At 72.9% G+C, this 16,147-nt stretch carries 7 protein-coding genes; all 7 read right to left on the bottom strand.

What is annotated here, in order from left to right:
• Window positions 1-6 precede the first annotated feature (6 nt).
• Window positions 7-1,119: a hypothetical protein gene (locus ACFQQL_RS12745; RefSeq protein WP_382394921.1), complete on the bottom strand. Its 1,113-nt coding sequence runs from the start codon at window positions 1,117-1,119 to the stop codon at window positions 7-9.
• Window positions 1,120-1,140: 21 nt separating this feature from the next.
• The gene (gene leuA, locus ACFQQL_RS12740) at window positions 1,141-2,904 is read right to left on the bottom strand and encodes a 2-isopropylmalate synthase (protein WP_382394919.1); all 1,764 of its coding nucleotides are present in this window, start codon (window positions 2,902-2,904) and stop codon (window positions 1,141-1,143) included.
• A gap of 132 nt (window positions 2,905-3,036) precedes the next feature.
• Entirely contained in the window at window positions 3,037-5,100 is a 2,064-nt protein-coding gene (locus ACFQQL_RS12735) for an FHA domain-containing protein (protein WP_382394917.1), read from the bottom strand.
• 102 nt (window positions 5,101-5,202) lie between these two features.
• A complete protein-coding gene (locus ACFQQL_RS12730; protein WP_382394915.1) occupies window positions 5,203-7,512 on the bottom strand; it encodes a transglutaminase TgpA family protein in 2,310 nt (769 codons plus the stop codon).
• Entirely contained in the window at window positions 7,509-8,795 is a 1,287-nt protein-coding gene (locus ACFQQL_RS12725; RefSeq protein ID WP_382394913.1) for a DUF58 domain-containing protein, read from the bottom strand. Before ACFQQL_RS12725 ends, ACFQQL_RS12730 begins: the two co-directional genes overlap by 4 nt.
• Before the next feature lie 10 nt (window positions 8,796-8,805).
• Window positions 8,806-9,801 (bottom strand): AAA family ATPase, encoded by a 996-nt coding sequence (locus ACFQQL_RS12720; RefSeq protein ID WP_382394911.1) that lies wholly within the window; start codon window positions 9,799-9,801, stop codon window positions 8,806-8,808.
• Between the two features lie 43 nt (window positions 9,802-9,844).
• Window positions 9,845-16,051, bottom strand: coding sequence for an Ig-like domain-containing protein (locus ACFQQL_RS12715; protein ID WP_382394909.1), 6,207 nt, complete (start codon window positions 16,049-16,051; stop codon window positions 9,845-9,847).
• Window positions 16,052-16,147: the final 96 nt, after the last annotated feature.

Below are 16,147 nucleotides of genomic sequence, written 5' to 3'. Positions count from 1 at the left end.
ACGCGTCTACCGCGCCGCAAGGCGCTGCCGGAGCCAGGGCGCCAGGTCACGGCCGCACTCCGCCGCCACGAGCGCGACGTGCACGACCACCCACACGACGAGCGCCCCGACGTCCCGCACGTGCGTGGAGGACAGGATCGAGCCGTGCACGACGACGGCGAGCAGCAGCGCCGTCGCGAGGTAGTACCAGAGGCCGGTGGGCCTGGTGAGGGCGTCGGGAGGCCGCGCCTCGGGCACGGACCCGACGTCGGTGACCAGCCCGTGCAGCAGCGTCCAGGACCGCCAGGCGAGCAGCAGCGGCAGCACCGAGCCGAGGACGGCCACCGCCCCCAGGGCGATCCCCGCCGCCGGGGTGCCCGCCAGGAACAGCGGCGCCAGGGCGGCCACGGCGAGCAGCAGCCAGGTCAGCCAGCAGGCGCGGGCGAAGCCCGTCCCGCCGAGCACCAGCCGGACCGCGGCGGTCACGCGCGCCGCCACCCTGCCCGGAAGGCCCGCGTTCCACGTCCCCACCCAGTGCTGCGGCGGGAACTCCGCGCCGTGCCCGCGCGGCGCTCCCGCCCGGCCGGGCCCGGGCTCGCCGGGGTGCTGCTCGAGGACCAGCTCCAGGCCGTCAAGGGTGCGCGCGGCGAGGGCCTCGAGGCCCTCCATCCCGTGCTCGTCGTCCCAGGTGAAGGTCAGCACGACGGCGTCACGCGATCCCGCGGGCACGACCACGGCGACCACGCGGACGTCCGGGCCGCTGCTCATCCCCCACGGGCGGCTGCACAGCACCGCGACCGGGCCGTACCTCCCCTCGACCACCCGGTGGCTCGGTCCGGAGGACATCCCGGGGTCGGCGCGTCGGGGGTCGGCGAGCCGCCGGCGGGCCTCGGCGGCCGACACCCGCAGGGCACGGCGCTCGAGCAGCAGGGTGGGTGGGCGCCGGTCGGGGGTGCCGCCCGGCATCTCCTCCGTGCAGACCGCGACCGTCACCGCGCCGCCGGGCGGCGCCATGACGTCCCAGGCGTCGACGAACAGGGGTGGCCCGCCGTCGCCGAAGACATCCGTGCTCTGCTGGGCCTCCCAGGCCGCCGGCAGGCGCCAGTCGCGCACCACCGGGTCCCCCTGCCTCACCGCCATGCCGCTGATCCTGGCAGAGAACTACCGCACGGCGCGGTTGACCGCGGAGACGATCGCCTTGAACGACGCGGTCATCGTGGACGGGTCGATCCCGACGCCCCACAGCACCTGACCGTCGACGGCGCACTCGACGTAGGACGCCGCGGTGGCGTCCTCGCCGCCCGAGAGCGCGTGCTCGGCGTAGTCCAGGACGGCGACCTCGACGCCGGTCTCCTGCAGAGCGCTGACGAACGCGTCGATCGGGCCGTTGCCGGTGGAGGCGAGGACCTTCCGCTCCCCGTCGTCGACGACCGTCACCGTGAGGACGGCCTCGCCGCCCTCGCCGCCGCTGGTGAGCGTGGTGCCCTCCAGCGCGAAGCGGCCCCAGGGCTCCAGGCCCATGGCGGCGGTGTGGGGCAGGTACTCGTCCGCGAAGATCGACCACAGCTTCTCGGCGTCGATCTCGCCGCCGTACGCGTCGGTGTGCTTCTGGACGATGCCGGAGAGCTCGATCTGCAGCCGTCGCGGCAGGTCGAGGTGACGGGTCGAGGACAGCAGGTAGGCGACCCCGCCCTTGCCGGACTGGGAGTTCACCCGGACGACCGCCTCGTACGTGCGGCCGACGTCCTTGGGGTCGATCGGCAGGTACGGCAGGTCCCACACGACGGCGGACTCCTCGCCACCCGCGGCGGCCACCCGCTCCGCGCGGGCGGTGAATCCCTTCTTGATGGCGTCCTGGTGCGAGCCGGAGAAGGACGTGTAGACCAGGTCGCCGCCGTACGGGTGGCGGGGATGGACGTCCATCTGGGTGCACTGCTCCACGGTGCGCCGGACCTCGTCGATGTCCGAGAAGTCGATCATCGGGTCGATGCCCTGGCTGAACAGGTTCAGCCCCAGGGTGACCAGGTCGACGTTGCCGGTCCGCTCGCCCTGGCCGAAGAGGCAGCCCTCGATGCGGTCCGCGCCGGCCAGCAGGCCGAGCTCGGCGGCCGCCACCCCGCTGCCGCGGTCGTTGTGCGGGTGCAGTGACAGGGCGACGTGCTCGCGCCGGCTCAGGTTCCGGCTCATCCACTCGATCTGGTCGGCGTAGAGGTTCGGGGTGGCGCGCTCGACCGTGGCGGGCAGGTTGAGGATGATCTCCCGTCCGTCCTCGGGCTGCCAGACGTCCATGACTGCCTCGCACACCTGCAGGGCGTACTCCAGCTCGGTGTCGACGAAGATCTCCGGGCTGTACTGGTACCCGAACACGGTGTCCTCGCCCAGCACCTTCTCGGCGTAGGCGACGACCTCCCGCGTGCCCGCGACGGCCAGCTCCTGGGTGGCCTCCCGGTCGTTGTGGAAGACGACGTCGCGGAAGACCGGCGCGGTGGCGTTGTACAGGTGGACGTTCGCCTGCCGCATGCCGACCAGGGAGTCGATGGTGCGGTGGATCAGCTCGGGGCGGGCCTGGGTGAGGACCGAGACGGTGACGTCGTCCGGGACGGCGCCCTCCTCCGCGAGCGACCGGACGAAGTCGAAGTCCGTCTGGGAGGCGGCCGGGAAGCCGATCTCGATCTCCTTGTAGCCCATCCGCACGAGGAGGTCGAACATGCGGCGCTTCCGTTCGGCGTTCATCGGCTCCACCAGGGCCTGGTTGCCGTCCCGCAGGTCGGTGGACAGCCACCGCGGTGCGCGGGTGATGCGCCGGTCCGGCCAGGTGCGGTCGGACAGTCCGGGATTGACGGCCGGGTTGTCGGCGAAGGCCCGGTACTTGCCGATCGGCATGCCGGACGGGCGCTGGGACGTGATGTGGTGCTGCGTCTTCATTCGGTCTCCCTCGTCGCTGGTGTGCCGGGCACGACGACCGCCGCGACGAGGGGCCGGCTTGCTATCTGGCCTCGCCGCGGCAACGAAGGAGCAGCAGGTGACTCACGCCGCCGAGCCTAGCGCACCCGCGCGTCATGCCTCACGCCGGTCCGGGCGCATGATCGTCTCGTCCACGTCCGCGGCACGGTCGAGCGTGTCGGGCTCGCTCGCGGCGACGCTCAGCACCGTGGCGCCGGCGCGTACCCGGGCACCGAGCGGGACGAGGGTCTCCTGCCACGGCTCGAGCCGCTGCTCGCCGTCCATGGTCACGAGGGTGGTGCCGTTGGTCGACGCACGGTCGGTGACGAAGACGCCGTCGACGCCCACCCGGACGGTCAGGTGGGTCTTGGACAGTGTGCGGTCCTCGACGGCGAGGGTCTGGTCCACGTGCTCACCGTCCCGTGCGGCAGGGGAACGCCCGACCAGGCTCGTCCCGGGTCCGAGGAGCCGGCCGTCGACGCGGACCTGTGGCACCTCGGAGCGGTGCGGCGCCACGTCGGCCTCGGGCACCGCCGGTTGCGCCTGCTGCTGGCCCCAGTCCTGCTGCTGGCCCCAGTCCTGCTGCTGGCCCCACCCCTGCTGATGGTCCCACCCCTGCTGCTGGTCCCACCCCTGCTGCTGGCCCCACCCCTGCTGCTGGTCCCACCCCTGCTGCTGGTCCCACCCCTGCTGGTATCCCGTCTCGGGCGCATAGGCCGACGTCGCCGTGCCCTCGGACGTCCTCGCCGGCCCGTGCAGCTCGCGCAGCGCCGCGGCGAGCTGGCGGGGCCCGCTCCGACCGGTCAGTGCCGCGTGGACGCGGTACCACCCGAGCGCGCTGGTCACCGCGGCGCTCCAGGCGATCACTCCGCCGACGACGGCCACCGCCGCCACCCCGAGATCGGCACCGCCGGCGTACGGCTCGAGCGCCGTCCCGAGGTCCCGCACCACGCCGACCGTCCACCACACCGCCACGGCGGCGGCCACGACGGCACCGACGAGCCGCGGCACGAGGGCTCCCGCCGGGGCACCCGAACCCGCGCCGCCGGCCGGGACCGGCGCTCCCGGGGGCAGGCGGTTGCCGTCGCGGTCAACCAGCTGCGGCAGCATGGCCCACAGGGCCAGGGCGCGCGCGAGCCGGGACCCGGCCAGCACCACCATCGCGCCCGTGCCGACGCCGAGGACCGCCAGGACCGCTCCCACGACGAGCGCCACCGTGCCGCCGACACCGAGCACCGTGGTCCCGGCGAGCCCGGCCCGCACGAGGGCGATCGCGAACAGGCCGACCGCCCACGCGAGGACTCCGACGCCGAACCGGGCGACATCGGTGTAGGCGGGCAGCAGGGTGCGCAGGGCGGACTGGCGCCGGATGGTCATCGAGCCGTACGTCGCCCAGTCACGCCGGTAGTCTCCCGGCGCGAGGTAGACGCGGGCCGCGGTTGGCACGAACAGCATGGATGCAGTCTGCCCGGTTCCGGCGTCGGCGTCGCCCCCCGGCTCCGCGAGCACCGGAGCCGGATGCCAGGCGGCGGTTCGGATGCGGTGCGCGCCGGACAGCAGGCACGCGGCCGCGATCCCCGTCGCCGCCCCGATCGTGGCGATCACCAGCAGGGACGGCACGTGCACTGCTCCGCCTGTCCTCAGGGCGGCCTGCCCCTGGTACGTCTTGTCGGTGAGCATCGCGGCACCCTGCACGCCGGAGAGTGCCTCCAGGCCGAGCCCGACGAACGCGCCGGTCGCCGTGGCGAGCGCGGCCAGGCCGAGACCGGCCCGCACCGCGAGCCCGCTGCCCGGGTCACTTCCGCCACGCCAGCCCCTGCCGGTCGCCAGCCAGCGCGCCATCGCGCGCGAGAGGATGCTCCCGGCACGCACGACGGCGACCCCCAGCACGAGCGCGCCGAGCGCCGTCACCGCGGCTCCCCCAGCGAGCCACGGGACGGCGGGGTCACCGGCCTGCCGCCGCCACGCCTCGTACGCGACCGCCCCCAGCACGGCCGCCACGACGCCGAGCGCCCAGGCCAGCGCCCCCACCACCAGACGCGCCCGCGACCGGAACGCCCCGTCGAGGACGTCCAGCGCCTCCCGTCTCAGCGGTGCGAGCGTGTCGTTCGATGACGACGGGTCCTCGACCGTGGCCGCGGTGAGATAGGTCCGTGCGACCGGAGGAACGAACGGCACCTGCTTCCTCCCCGCTGCCACTGGACCCGCCGGTACGTTCCTACCGGTCGCGGGGCGCCGCTGTCGCGCACCCGCCATGGGGAGTACTCCCCACCGCTCCGCTCACCTGCGGTTTCGCCGCGCGCGGGCCGCGCGCTCCTGCTGTCGTCTGGCCTTGCCGAGCGACCGGGTGGAGACGCGGGCGCGCCACCACCGCCGACCGCCCACCGCGTTGCGCAGCGACCCGAGCGAGGTGTCGACCTCGTTCCAGTAGCGTGCCGCCCCGCCGTCGTCCGGCACGACGGGACCGAACGTGCTGTGGTCGGCGCCGGCGGCCAGCGACTCCGTTCCGGCCTGCGAGGCGTCCACCGGCGCGGGTGCGCGCCTCCGGCGTCCCTTCGCCACGGGCGCGGCCAGCGCCGCCACGACCTCACGTGCGGCCTGGGTGCGTGTCGCCGTCCTCCTGACGTCCACGCCGAGGTCGGTCGCCGTGTCGAGGAACTCGGCCCAGCCGCCCTCGAACCGCGCCCAGGCCGGCCCGGTCAGGCGTCGTCTGCGGCTACGGCGGACCTTGACCAGCACGATCACCAGGAGCGGCAGCATGAGGAGGAGCAGCAGCCCGAGGCCGCCGAGCACGATGTACACGGCGATCGGGATGTTGGTCTCCTCCTCCTGCTCGTCGTCCTCGATGTCGACGTCCTGCCGGTCGGACGGAGGTGCGTCGGGCGGCTCCTGGGCCGGTGGCGGCGGCTGGAGGACCTGCGGCTGCGGGATGCTCTGCGGGATGGTCTCCTCGTCCTGCCAGATCCGGTCCTCGTCCGGCGTCGGGTAGAACGGCACCCAGCCGTGGCCCTCGAAGGGCACCTCGACCCAGGCGGACATGTCGTCCCCGGTCAGCTCGACGTCGCCCTCGCTGCCCTGCGGCACCTCGAAGCCCATGACCACGCGCGCCGGGATCCCCAGCGACGGCAGGATGAGGCCCATCGCGGCGGCGTACTGCTCCTCGTCGCCGACCATCGGGTCGTCACCGCCGAGGAGGGAGTCGAGACGTGCCGCGCCGTGGCCGGCCAGGGAGGGCGCCTCGCCCTCGAGCCCGTGAGAGAAGTATCCCTGCTGCAGGGCCTGCTCCACCGCGCGGATACGCGCGATCGGAGTGCTGGCGTCACCCGCCATCGTCTGCCCCACCGCGGTGATGACGTCGGGCGGCATCGTCTCCGGCTGGCTCACCTCGGCCAGGGGAGCCCCCTCGAGCGCGGTGTCGCTGGGCACCTGCGGGACCGCGGCGAGGACCTCGTACGTGTCGCCCTCACGCAGCCCGGCGGTGGTCAGGCCCGTGCCGGTGGCGCGGTTGAAGTAGAAGTCGCGCGCGAGCATGTCGGCACGCGGCCCGGCGAAGTCGAGGTCGTACGGCTGGCCGACGGTCGGCACCCAGACCTGGTCGTAGGCACCGATGGTGATCCTGGCGCGGTGCAGCCCGTCGGTGAGGGTCGGCTCGATCCGGTCACCGATGCGCAGGTACTCGCCCGTGCCGGACTCCGGATCCGCGACCGCCCACCGGGTCCCGTCGTACTCCTCGAGGGTCGCCAGCCGGACCTGTGCGCCGTCGGGCAGGCCGTCGACCGTGATGATCGCCTCGTCGCGATGGTCCTTGACGTGCTCGCGGAAGCCGGCGAGCGGGCTCGGGTAGTCGTGCAGGTCCGGGGGCGGCTGGACGTACTCGCGCAGCACGAGCCGACCCTCCCGGGGTGCCAGCAGCCCGGCTCCGGTGCCGGCAACGAGACCGACGACGACCAGCGCCGCCACGCCGGCCCAGCGGTTGGTGTGCAGGCGCCCGGTGCGCCAGCTCCCCCAGACCAGTGCGACGGCGGCCATGCCGAGTCCCAGCGGCATCGCGGTGGTGACGTCGATCGTGCCGAGCAGGATCGCGCCCACGAGGACGACGGCGGGCGGGATCAGGGCCCACACCACCCGCCGGGTCCGCAGGGCCAGCGTGCCGGCGACGCAGGACGAGACGAGCGCGAGCACGTACGGCGCGGTGAGCATGTTCCGGCTCGGGCCGAGCGGCGGGAGGATCGTCACGACGTCCTTCCAGGACGTCACGACGCCCTGCCCGACGGCCCCCAGGGTCTCCAGGGTCGGGACGATGCCGGCCAGGGCGGTCTGTGGCGCGCCGAGCGCGGACAGCGCGGCGAAGACGACGACGAGCGTGCCCAGCATCGGCAGCGGACCCCAACGGCGCGCCGCACCGACAACCGCGATGGCGGTCCCCACCAGCGCGGCCACGACCACGGTGACGACGAGCCGCACCGTGCCGAACACCGGCAGCAGCGGCGTGTGGGCCGCCAGGACCAGCGCCAGCACGACGCCGATGTCGATCCAGCGGCGGCGCAGCAGACCGAGGACGCCCTCCTCGCGGGTGGCCGTCTCGCTCATCGCATGGCCTTCCGCAAGGTGCGCGCCAGCTCCTCCAGGCGGGCCACCGTCACGACGGTCACGACGCCGACGGTGGACACACCGGCCGCGGCGTCGCCGTCGACCCGCACGGCCAGGGCCCGCACGCCGACCGGCAGCACCGCGCCGGCGGCACGCAGGTCGTGCGGGGTGACGGTCGAGCCGCAGACCAGGATGGCGAGCGACGCGCGTTCCACCTCACGGGCGATCGTGTGCGCCATCGAGATGACACCGACGGCCCCGCTGCCGCTCTCCAGCCGCGTCAGACCGTCCAGGAGCTGACGCCGTGAGAGTGCCGGGAGGGACTCGTGGCTGGTCAGGACGGTGAGGTCCTTCTCCTCCTCGAGGGCCTGCAGCCCGAGGGAGCCGGCCGCGGAGATCGCGACCTCGAGCTCGTCCTCGTCGTAGTAGTCCGACCCGTTCCTGCTGAGGCCGACGACGATGTGCGAGCGGCGCGTCTCCTCGAACTGGCGGACCATGAGCGTCCCGGTCCGCGCGGTCGAGCGCCAGTGGATGTGTCGCCGGTCGTCCCCGGGGCGGTACTCACGCAGGGCGTGGAACGCCAGGTCCGACGGCGTGATCTCCCTGGTGGTCTCCCCCTCGAGGTCGTGCAGGAAGCCCGCCGCCGTCGAGGCCAGGCGGACGGTGCGCGGGTGGACGTACAGCTCGTGCACGTCGGTCCACGTCATGGCGCGCCGGACGAGGCCGAGCGGGTCGCCACGGACCGAGCGCACCGGGCCGACGTCGATGACGGCGCGGCGGGCCGTGGGGATCGCGAACAGCTCCTCGTGCTCGGCGCCGCCGGCGAGCCCCGGCAGCGCGAACTCGACCTGGGCGGCCCCGACCGGCATCTCGATGCGGGCCGGCAGGACGTGGTGGTGCGAGGTGTTGCGGACCACGACGCCCGCCATGGCGCGCTCGCCCACCACCACGCGCCGGTCCGAGAGGCGCAGCTCGACGGCGTACGGCTGGCGGCCGAGGGTGAAGACGAGGGCGGTCACGAACACCGTCACGAGCGCCACGCCCGCGACGAGGAGCTCGAGCCAGACGAACCGGCTGCCGAGGTACCAGGTCAGCAGTCCCGCGGCGAGGACGACCCAGCCGATCGCCCCGACCCAGCGCAGCGCCCGGAGGGCGACCTCCCGCGGTGCGCGGGTACGGTCCAGCGCCCCCTGCACTCCGGGGATGGTGGACAGGCGCTGGGTCAGGGTGGTGCGCGACGAACCGGTGGTCCGGCCGGTCGTCTCACCGACGGAGCTGCTCATCGGGTGTGGCTCAGGCGCCGGTGGCCCGAGCGGTCGGGGGCGCCACGTCCGAGAGCACGGTGGAGATCGCGTCGGCCGCCGAGGCGCCCTCGAACTCGGCCTCGGCCTCCAGGACGAACCGGTGCGCGAGGACGGGCTCCGCGAGCTCCTGGATGTCGTCCGGGATCACGAAGTTCCGCCCGTGCGCGGCCGCCCACGTCTTCGCCGCGCGCACCAGCGACAGCGCACCACGGACCGAGACGCCGACGACCACGCCGGGCGCCCGGCGCGTCTCGGCGATGATGGTCGAGACGTACTCCAGGACCGAGGCGTCCACGTGCACGGTGTCGGCGAGGGCGACCATGTCCGAGACGGCCTGGCCGGTGATGACGGGGTCCAGGGCCCCGGCGCGGTCCCGCTGGGCCGAGCCGTGCAGGATCTGCACGGTGGCGCCGTGGTCGGGGTAGCCCACCGAGGTCTTCATGAGGAACCGGTCCAGCTGCGCCTCGGGGAGGCGGTAGGTGCCGGCCTGCTCGATCGGGTTCTGGGTGGCGAGCACCACGAACGGCTGTCCCACGCGGTGGGTCACGCCGTCGACCGTGACCCGGCCCTCCTCCATGACCTCCAGGAGCGCCGACTGGGTCTTCGGCGAGGCGCGGTTGATCTCGTCCGCCAGCACGACGTTGGCGAAGATCGGGCCCTCGTGGAACTCGAAGCTCTGCGTCTTCGGGTCGAAGATCGACACGCCGGTCACGTCGGAGGGCAGCAGGTCGGGGGTGAACTGGATGCGGCTCGAGGTGGCCTGCAGGGTCTGGCCCAGCGCCCGGGCGAGCTGGGTCTTGCCGGTACCCGGGTAGTCCTCGAGGAGCACGTGGCCGCCGGAGAGCAACGTGGTGACCACCAGCCGGACGACGTTCTCCTTGCCGAGGACGGCGTGGGAGACGTTGCCGACGATCCGGTTGAAGGTGTCGGCGAACCAGGTGGCCTGGTCCTGGGTCATGACCTCGGTGGTCGCGGCGGTCGTCATCTGGGCTGCTGCCTCGTTCCTAGGGGTTGTCGGGCGGAGTGGACTACCAGCGGACGGAGTCGGACTCGTTCACCGGCCCGAAGATCCGCACGGTGACCGTCTCGCCGGGGTTGCCTCGATAGGCCGTGCTGTTCCAGCGGTTGTTCCCGCTCAGGTGCGCGTTGTACGTGCGCCAGGGGTTGCCCTCCGTCGTCTGGCTGGCGTGGATCTCGATCCGGTAGTTCCCGGCCGGCAGATCGCTGTACGCGAAGTCGATGTAGGCACAGGACGAGTGGGTGCACGTGCCGTCCGGGTGCCCGGGCCGGTGATAGCCGTCGCGGTCGCGCACCAACCGGATCGACGGGTCCGGCGGCGGCGGCGGGTTGACCGTTCTCGCGCTCCCGCGCGCGGTCCGCCGCGCACCGTCCTCGCGCTCGACCGTCACGGTGACCGTCACCGTCCGGCTGTAGTCGGCCTCGACTCTCTGCGTGCCGGTGTCGGGGTTCGGCCAGCGATGCACGACCGTGCCGCCTCGCCCGCCCTCGACGCGGATAGAACCTCCGGTGAGGCGGCGGCCGTTCGGCTCGGGGAGGTCCCAGCTGTACGTGATCGTCCGGTCCGCCGTACGACGCACGGAGAGCTGGATCTCGCCCAGCGGCCCGTACGGCACGGCGGTGTTGGACGCCGCGGACGCCGGCGAGGCGTAGGCGTTCAGCGCCCGGACCCGGAAGGTGTACTGCCCGCCGTCGTTCAGGCCGCCCACCCGGTGGCTGTCCGGGAGCGTCTGCCAGCCGCCGCCGTTCACCGAGACCTGGTAGCCACGGATCGGGTCGCCGTTGGGTTGGGAACCCGCGAACTCCAGCTGCACCTCGCCGTCCCTGCCCGTGGCGGTGGCCGTCGGCCTGCCGGGCTGGGACGGCCGTGCGTAGGAGCGTACGGACTGCGACTGCGGCGAGGTGTCGGACCACCCGGCCTTGTTGCGCGCCGCGACGGTCGCCGTGTAGTCCGAGCCGGCCGGCGCGTCCTCCTGGAACGAGGTCTCCGACGTCGTGAACTGCCGGAACTGGGAGCCGTTGCGGAAGATCGTGACGCGGTACTCGGAGACGGCGTCACCGTTCGGGTGCGGCGCCCGCCACGAGCCCGTGATCTGCTCGGCCACCGGGTCGTCGACCCGCTGCACCTGCGGGGCTGCGGGCCGTGCCGGTGGGCCGGCCGGGACCACGCCCTGCGACCAGCCGGACCACTCGGACGGGTCCGGTGCCTGGTTCCGCGCACGGACCTGGACGCGGTACTCCTGGCCGTTCTGCAGCCCGGTCCAGGTGTAGCTGGTGCCGGTGACGTTGACCTGGCCGCCACCCCGCGACGGGGAGATCATGAGGTCGTAGGACTCGACCGGTGAGCCGTCGGTGTGGGGCTCGTTCCACTCGATGTCGATCTCCTGGTCGCCGAACGCGACGGTGGGCGGAGCGGGCCGCTCGGGCTTGACGTCCGGCCGGGCGACGGCGGACTGCCCGGAGGGCTCGGAGTCCCCGACCGAGTTGGTCGCGGTGACGGAGAACCGGTACTCGACGTTGTTGGTGAGCCCGTTGATGGTGCAGGTGGTGGTGGCGCACTGCGTGGTGGATCCGTCGGAGGCCTCGACCGTGTAGCCCGTGATCGGGGCACCGTTGTTGGCGGGCGCCGTCCAGGACAGCACCACCATCTCGTCGCCGACGTCCTCGACCCGCGGCGGCACGGGCCGCTCCGGTGCGCCGATGACGTTCATGCTGATGCGGCCCTCGACCTGACGCCGCGCGTCGCCGGTGGCGTCCTGCACGCCGTAGACGACCACACCTCGGCCCACGAAGTCGGGGTCCGGGGTCACCGTCACCTGGCTGTCCGAGTGGTCCGTGCCGATGTTCCCGGCCTCGGGTCCGGCCTGCACCACCCGAAGGTCTTCGCCCGGGAACGGGTTGTACGCGCCCTCCAGGACGGGCACGGTCACCGGCTCCCCCTGCTCGACGGTGCCCAGGTCGCGGTCCTGCACCCCCGGCAGCGGCCGGGTCGACTCCACGACGGTGGCCCGCACGGTGCCCGGCACGGGGTCGTTCACGGGATCGGCGACGGTGATACCGATCTCCAGGACGCTCCCAGCGGGCGTGTCGACGTCGGCGGAGACGGACAGGTACGGCCCGTCGATCGTCGCGTCGATGCCGTCCGGCTCCTCGGCCACCTCGTAGTCGAGCTGGTTGAAGTCCGCGGTGTCGGGGTCCTGCACGAGGTTCCGCAGGTTGAGCACCGCGGGTTCCCCGGCCGGTGCCACCTCGACCGAGCCGCCGGCGAAGGTCGGGGGCGTGTTGTTGCCGTCCGGGAGCACGGTGATGGGCAAGGTCAGGACCGAGCTGAGGCCCTCTTCGGCGGACTCGCCGTCCGTCACCTCGAAGGTCATCGACGCAGGACCGGAGTACCCGTCCGCCGAGGTGAACTGCAGGGTGGTGGCGTCGAGCACCGGGCTGTCGCCGTTGGAGTTCGTGGCGGTGACCGACGCGCTGTCGGTGAGCCGCACGTCACCGCCGGTCGGGCTGACCACGTAGTCCTCGATCGAGATCTGCCGGGTCTCGCCGGTGCGGACCTCGATCGGGTCGACGTCGGTGCGCAGGACCGGCCCGGTGTCCTCCACCCCGGGGATGTCGATGAATGCGAACCCGGTGTTCCCGTCGACGTCCTCCACCTGGTAGCTGATGACCTGCCGGTGCGGCCGCACGGGGGCCTGCACCTGGTTGTCCACGACGGTGACGCCCTCGGGTGCGTCGGGCACGCTGACCCGCAGCGCGTCGGTCGTGCCGTCGGGATCCTCGTCGTTGTCCAGGACGGGCACGGTCACGGTGTCGTGGTCGATGATGTCGGCGGCCTCGACCAGGTCGTCCCGCGCCAGTGGTGGCTGCAGCGGCGCGTCGGGCGAGACGGTGACCTCGACGACGCCGGTGTCGCGGCCGCCACGGTTGTCGGTCACGTGGTACGCGATCGCGAAGGTCGTCGGCTCGTCGGGCGTGACGACCTTCAGGACGCCGTCCTCCTCCGAGATGTCGACGCCGTCCACCGGGTCGAACGGCTCGCCGAGCTGGCCGGTGGGCAGGTAGAGCGGGTCACCGTCCGGGTCCGTGTCGTTGGCCAGGACGTCCACCGTGACCTCGCGTCCGGGCCGGACGCTGATGGCGTCGTCCTGTGCCTCGGGTGACCGGTTCAGCTCGGGAGGCGGCACGACGCCGACGCGCACCGGTGCCTCGGCGACGAGGCCGAGCCGGTCGCGGACCATGTAGGTGAACTCGTCGGTGCCCGAGAGGTTGCCGAAGGCCTCGTAGTCGAAGTAGCCGGGTCCGACCTCGACCACCCGGCCGAGCTCCGGCGCGTCGCCGGTGCCGAGCAGCTGCACCGAGTCGCCGTCAGGGTCGATGTCGAACATCGGCACCTGGATGCGGATGCGTTCACCGCCGAACGCCCGGGTGTCGATGGGTTCGGGGACGGGAGCGGAGTTGCGGTCGCTGTCCGCCTGGACATGGATGGTCACCCGGGCGGAGGCCTCGTTACCCGCGGAGTCGAGGATCCGGTAGACCGCATTGACCGTGCCCGGCTGGTTCGGTGCCCGGAAGCGGAGCGTCTCACCGGAGGCGAAGAGGTGCCCACGGCCCGCCGGAGGCGCCTCGGCGAGCCGGTCCGCCAGCTCGAACTCCAGGCCCGCCGGGTGCGTGTCGTTCTGCAGGACAGGAATCGTCACGAAGTCGCCGGCCCGGACCGTTGCCGTGTCGTCCTCCGCCACCGGCGGCTGGGACTCGGAGTCGGTCTCGACGGGCATGACGACGACCTGACCGTCGGCCGTGTCGTCACCGTTGGAGACGGTGTAGCTGAACCGTATCGGCTGCGTCGGCACCTGCTGCGCGCTGATCTTGAGGATCCGGTGCTCGAGCACGGACACCACCAGCCCCGACTCCGGGGGGACGTCCACCTGCTGGACCGCCAGGAGCTCGCCCGAGGGGTCCTCGTCGTTGGTGAGCACGTCCACCAGCACCGACCCGCCGGCGGGCAGCAGCGCGGTGTCCTGCACGGCGACGGGCGGACCGTTCTCGGGATCGGCCACCTCCACCCGGACGAGGCCGGTGGCGTCCTTCCCGGAGTCGTCCACGACGACGTAGGTGAGGTAGTACGAGCCGGCACGCTCGGCGGTGAACCGGAAGCTGCCGTCGTCGTAGTCCGGGATGACCGTGCCGTCGCCGTTGCCGCGAACGTCCGCGAGTCGCAGCGGCTCGCCGTCGGGGTCGGTGTCGTTGGCCAGGGGCTCGACGACGACCTCCTCCCCGGTCGTCGCCTTGACGTAGTCGAAGACCGGCGTGGGCGGGATGTTGCCCTCCTGCCGGACGTCGACGCTCAGGGTGACGGTCGTGTTCTCCTGCCCGTCGGAGACGGTGACCTCCACCTGCTTGGCGCCCGAGTCGACACCGGAGTCGACGAACTCGACGGTGCCGTCCGGAGTGAACCGGACGGTGTCGTCCTCCGGGCCTTCGGCGCCCACGACGACCATCTCGTCACCGTCGGGGTCACGCATGTGCTGCAGGACGTTGACCGAGCCGGTCGCGCCGGAGGCGATGGTCATCCGGATGGGCCGGAGCTGCTCGGGTGGACTGTTCTGCGACTCGGGCACGACGGCGAGCGAGACCGACGCGCTGTCGGTGCCCTCGCGGCCGTCGTTCACGGTGTACGTGAACGACCCGCCGGCGCCCGAGGCGTCCTCCGGCGCGGTGACCTGCAGCGCCCGGCCGCCCATCACCGGTCTGACGTCCCCGACGTTCTCCGGGAAGCCGTCGACCGACTCGATGGTGAGCAGGTCGCCGTCGGGGTCGGAGTCGTTGGCGAGGACCTCGAGGATCGTCGTCGAGCCGGGCCGGACCCCGAAGGTGTCGTCCTCGGCGACGGGATCACGGTTCTCCTGGTCCCGGTTCAGCGGGATCTCGTCCGTGATGTCCTGCTGGGACTCCTCCTCGAGCTCCTCGACGGCATCCGGCGGCGTGACGTCCTCCCAGTTCTCCACGATCGTCATGGCCTCGTTGACCATGTAGACGGTGCCCGCCAGGGTGTCGTTGAGGACGACAAGACCGTGGTTGGTGCGGAACTCGAGCTCGGCGTCCGTCGTGGTGGTGGGGATGGCGGCCTCGGTGGCCGCGCCGTCGCCGCACTGCTGCAGGTAGGTGCTGTCCTCGCCGGCCCACGCGGCGTGCACGCACGCCCCGGCCACGAGCGGCGCGGCGGGACGGCCGCTCGCCGGGGCTCGCACGACCGTGGGCTCGCCGTCGTCCAGCGGCACCCTGACCAGGGCGTCCGCGGTCGCGAGCATGACCTCGTCCCGCTCGGGGCCGACGTGCTGGAGCCGGATCTGGGAGATGTCGAGTTCGAGGCCCGTGAGGTCCACGGGCTCGGCGTCCGGCCGCAGCAGGTACAGCTCGTCCTCGGCGGTGCGGGTGAGCACCACGGGGGTCTCCCCGACCACCGTCGTCTGGGTCTCGCCGCCCTCGAACCGAATCGGGTCCAGGCCGAGGTCCGCTGTCTCCAGCTCGACGGGCTCGACCTCCTCGCCGGCCTCCCGGGCCTCGGCGACCTCGGCCTGCCGCTGCTCGGTCCCCTTCGGCAGGACGGTCACCGTCGAGTCCGCGGTGGACACGCCGTAAGCCGTGCCGTCCCGCCCCACCGCCATCAGTGCGTTCGCGCCGAGCTGGGCCTGGGGCTCGGACTCCTCGTCGGCGAGGATGCCCATGCCGGAGAACGGGGCGGTCCGCAGGTTCCCGGAGCCCACGTCGAGCACGGACACCACGCCCCCGCCCATGCCGACCTGGTGGTCGGCCGGCAGGGTCACGGCGCCCTCGGTCTGGCTGACGGTGGCCGGGTCCACCGCGGACATCACGTCGATGCCCGAGTCCACGGACAGAACCCGTGACCCCTCCTGGAGGACGTCGAGGTCGTCACTGCCACCGCTGAGCGACCCGTCGAGCTGCTGCACCGGGTAGTTGACCCTGCCGACGAGGAGCTCGCTGCCGTTCGTCACCCAGACGCCACCGTCGTGCAGCTGGACGTCCGCGGTCGTCATCCCGTCGTAGAGCAGGCTCGCCGCGATGATGCCGCCGGCGACGACGCCGACGACCGCACCGCCGACGAGGCGGCGCCGGTTGCGGCGCTTGCGCTCGGCGGCACGCCCGGTCGGACGGGCCGTGCCCTCCGACGTGCCGCGGGTCTTCCCCCCACGCACGAGCTGTCCCCCAGGGTCGCAGTCTGGCCTTGTGTGGTCTTACGAACCTTCGAGATGCTATATCAGCGCGTCCGGAACCCAGAAGGTACGCTCCGC

Source organism: Georgenia alba, from assembly GCF_042665525.1.
Classification (GTDB): domain Bacteria; phylum Actinomycetota; class Actinomycetes; order Actinomycetales; family Actinomycetaceae; genus Allobogoriella; species Allobogoriella alba.
The sequence above is the reverse complement of the archived record's forward strand: the minus strand, read 5'-3'. Positions and strand labels throughout refer to the sequence as shown.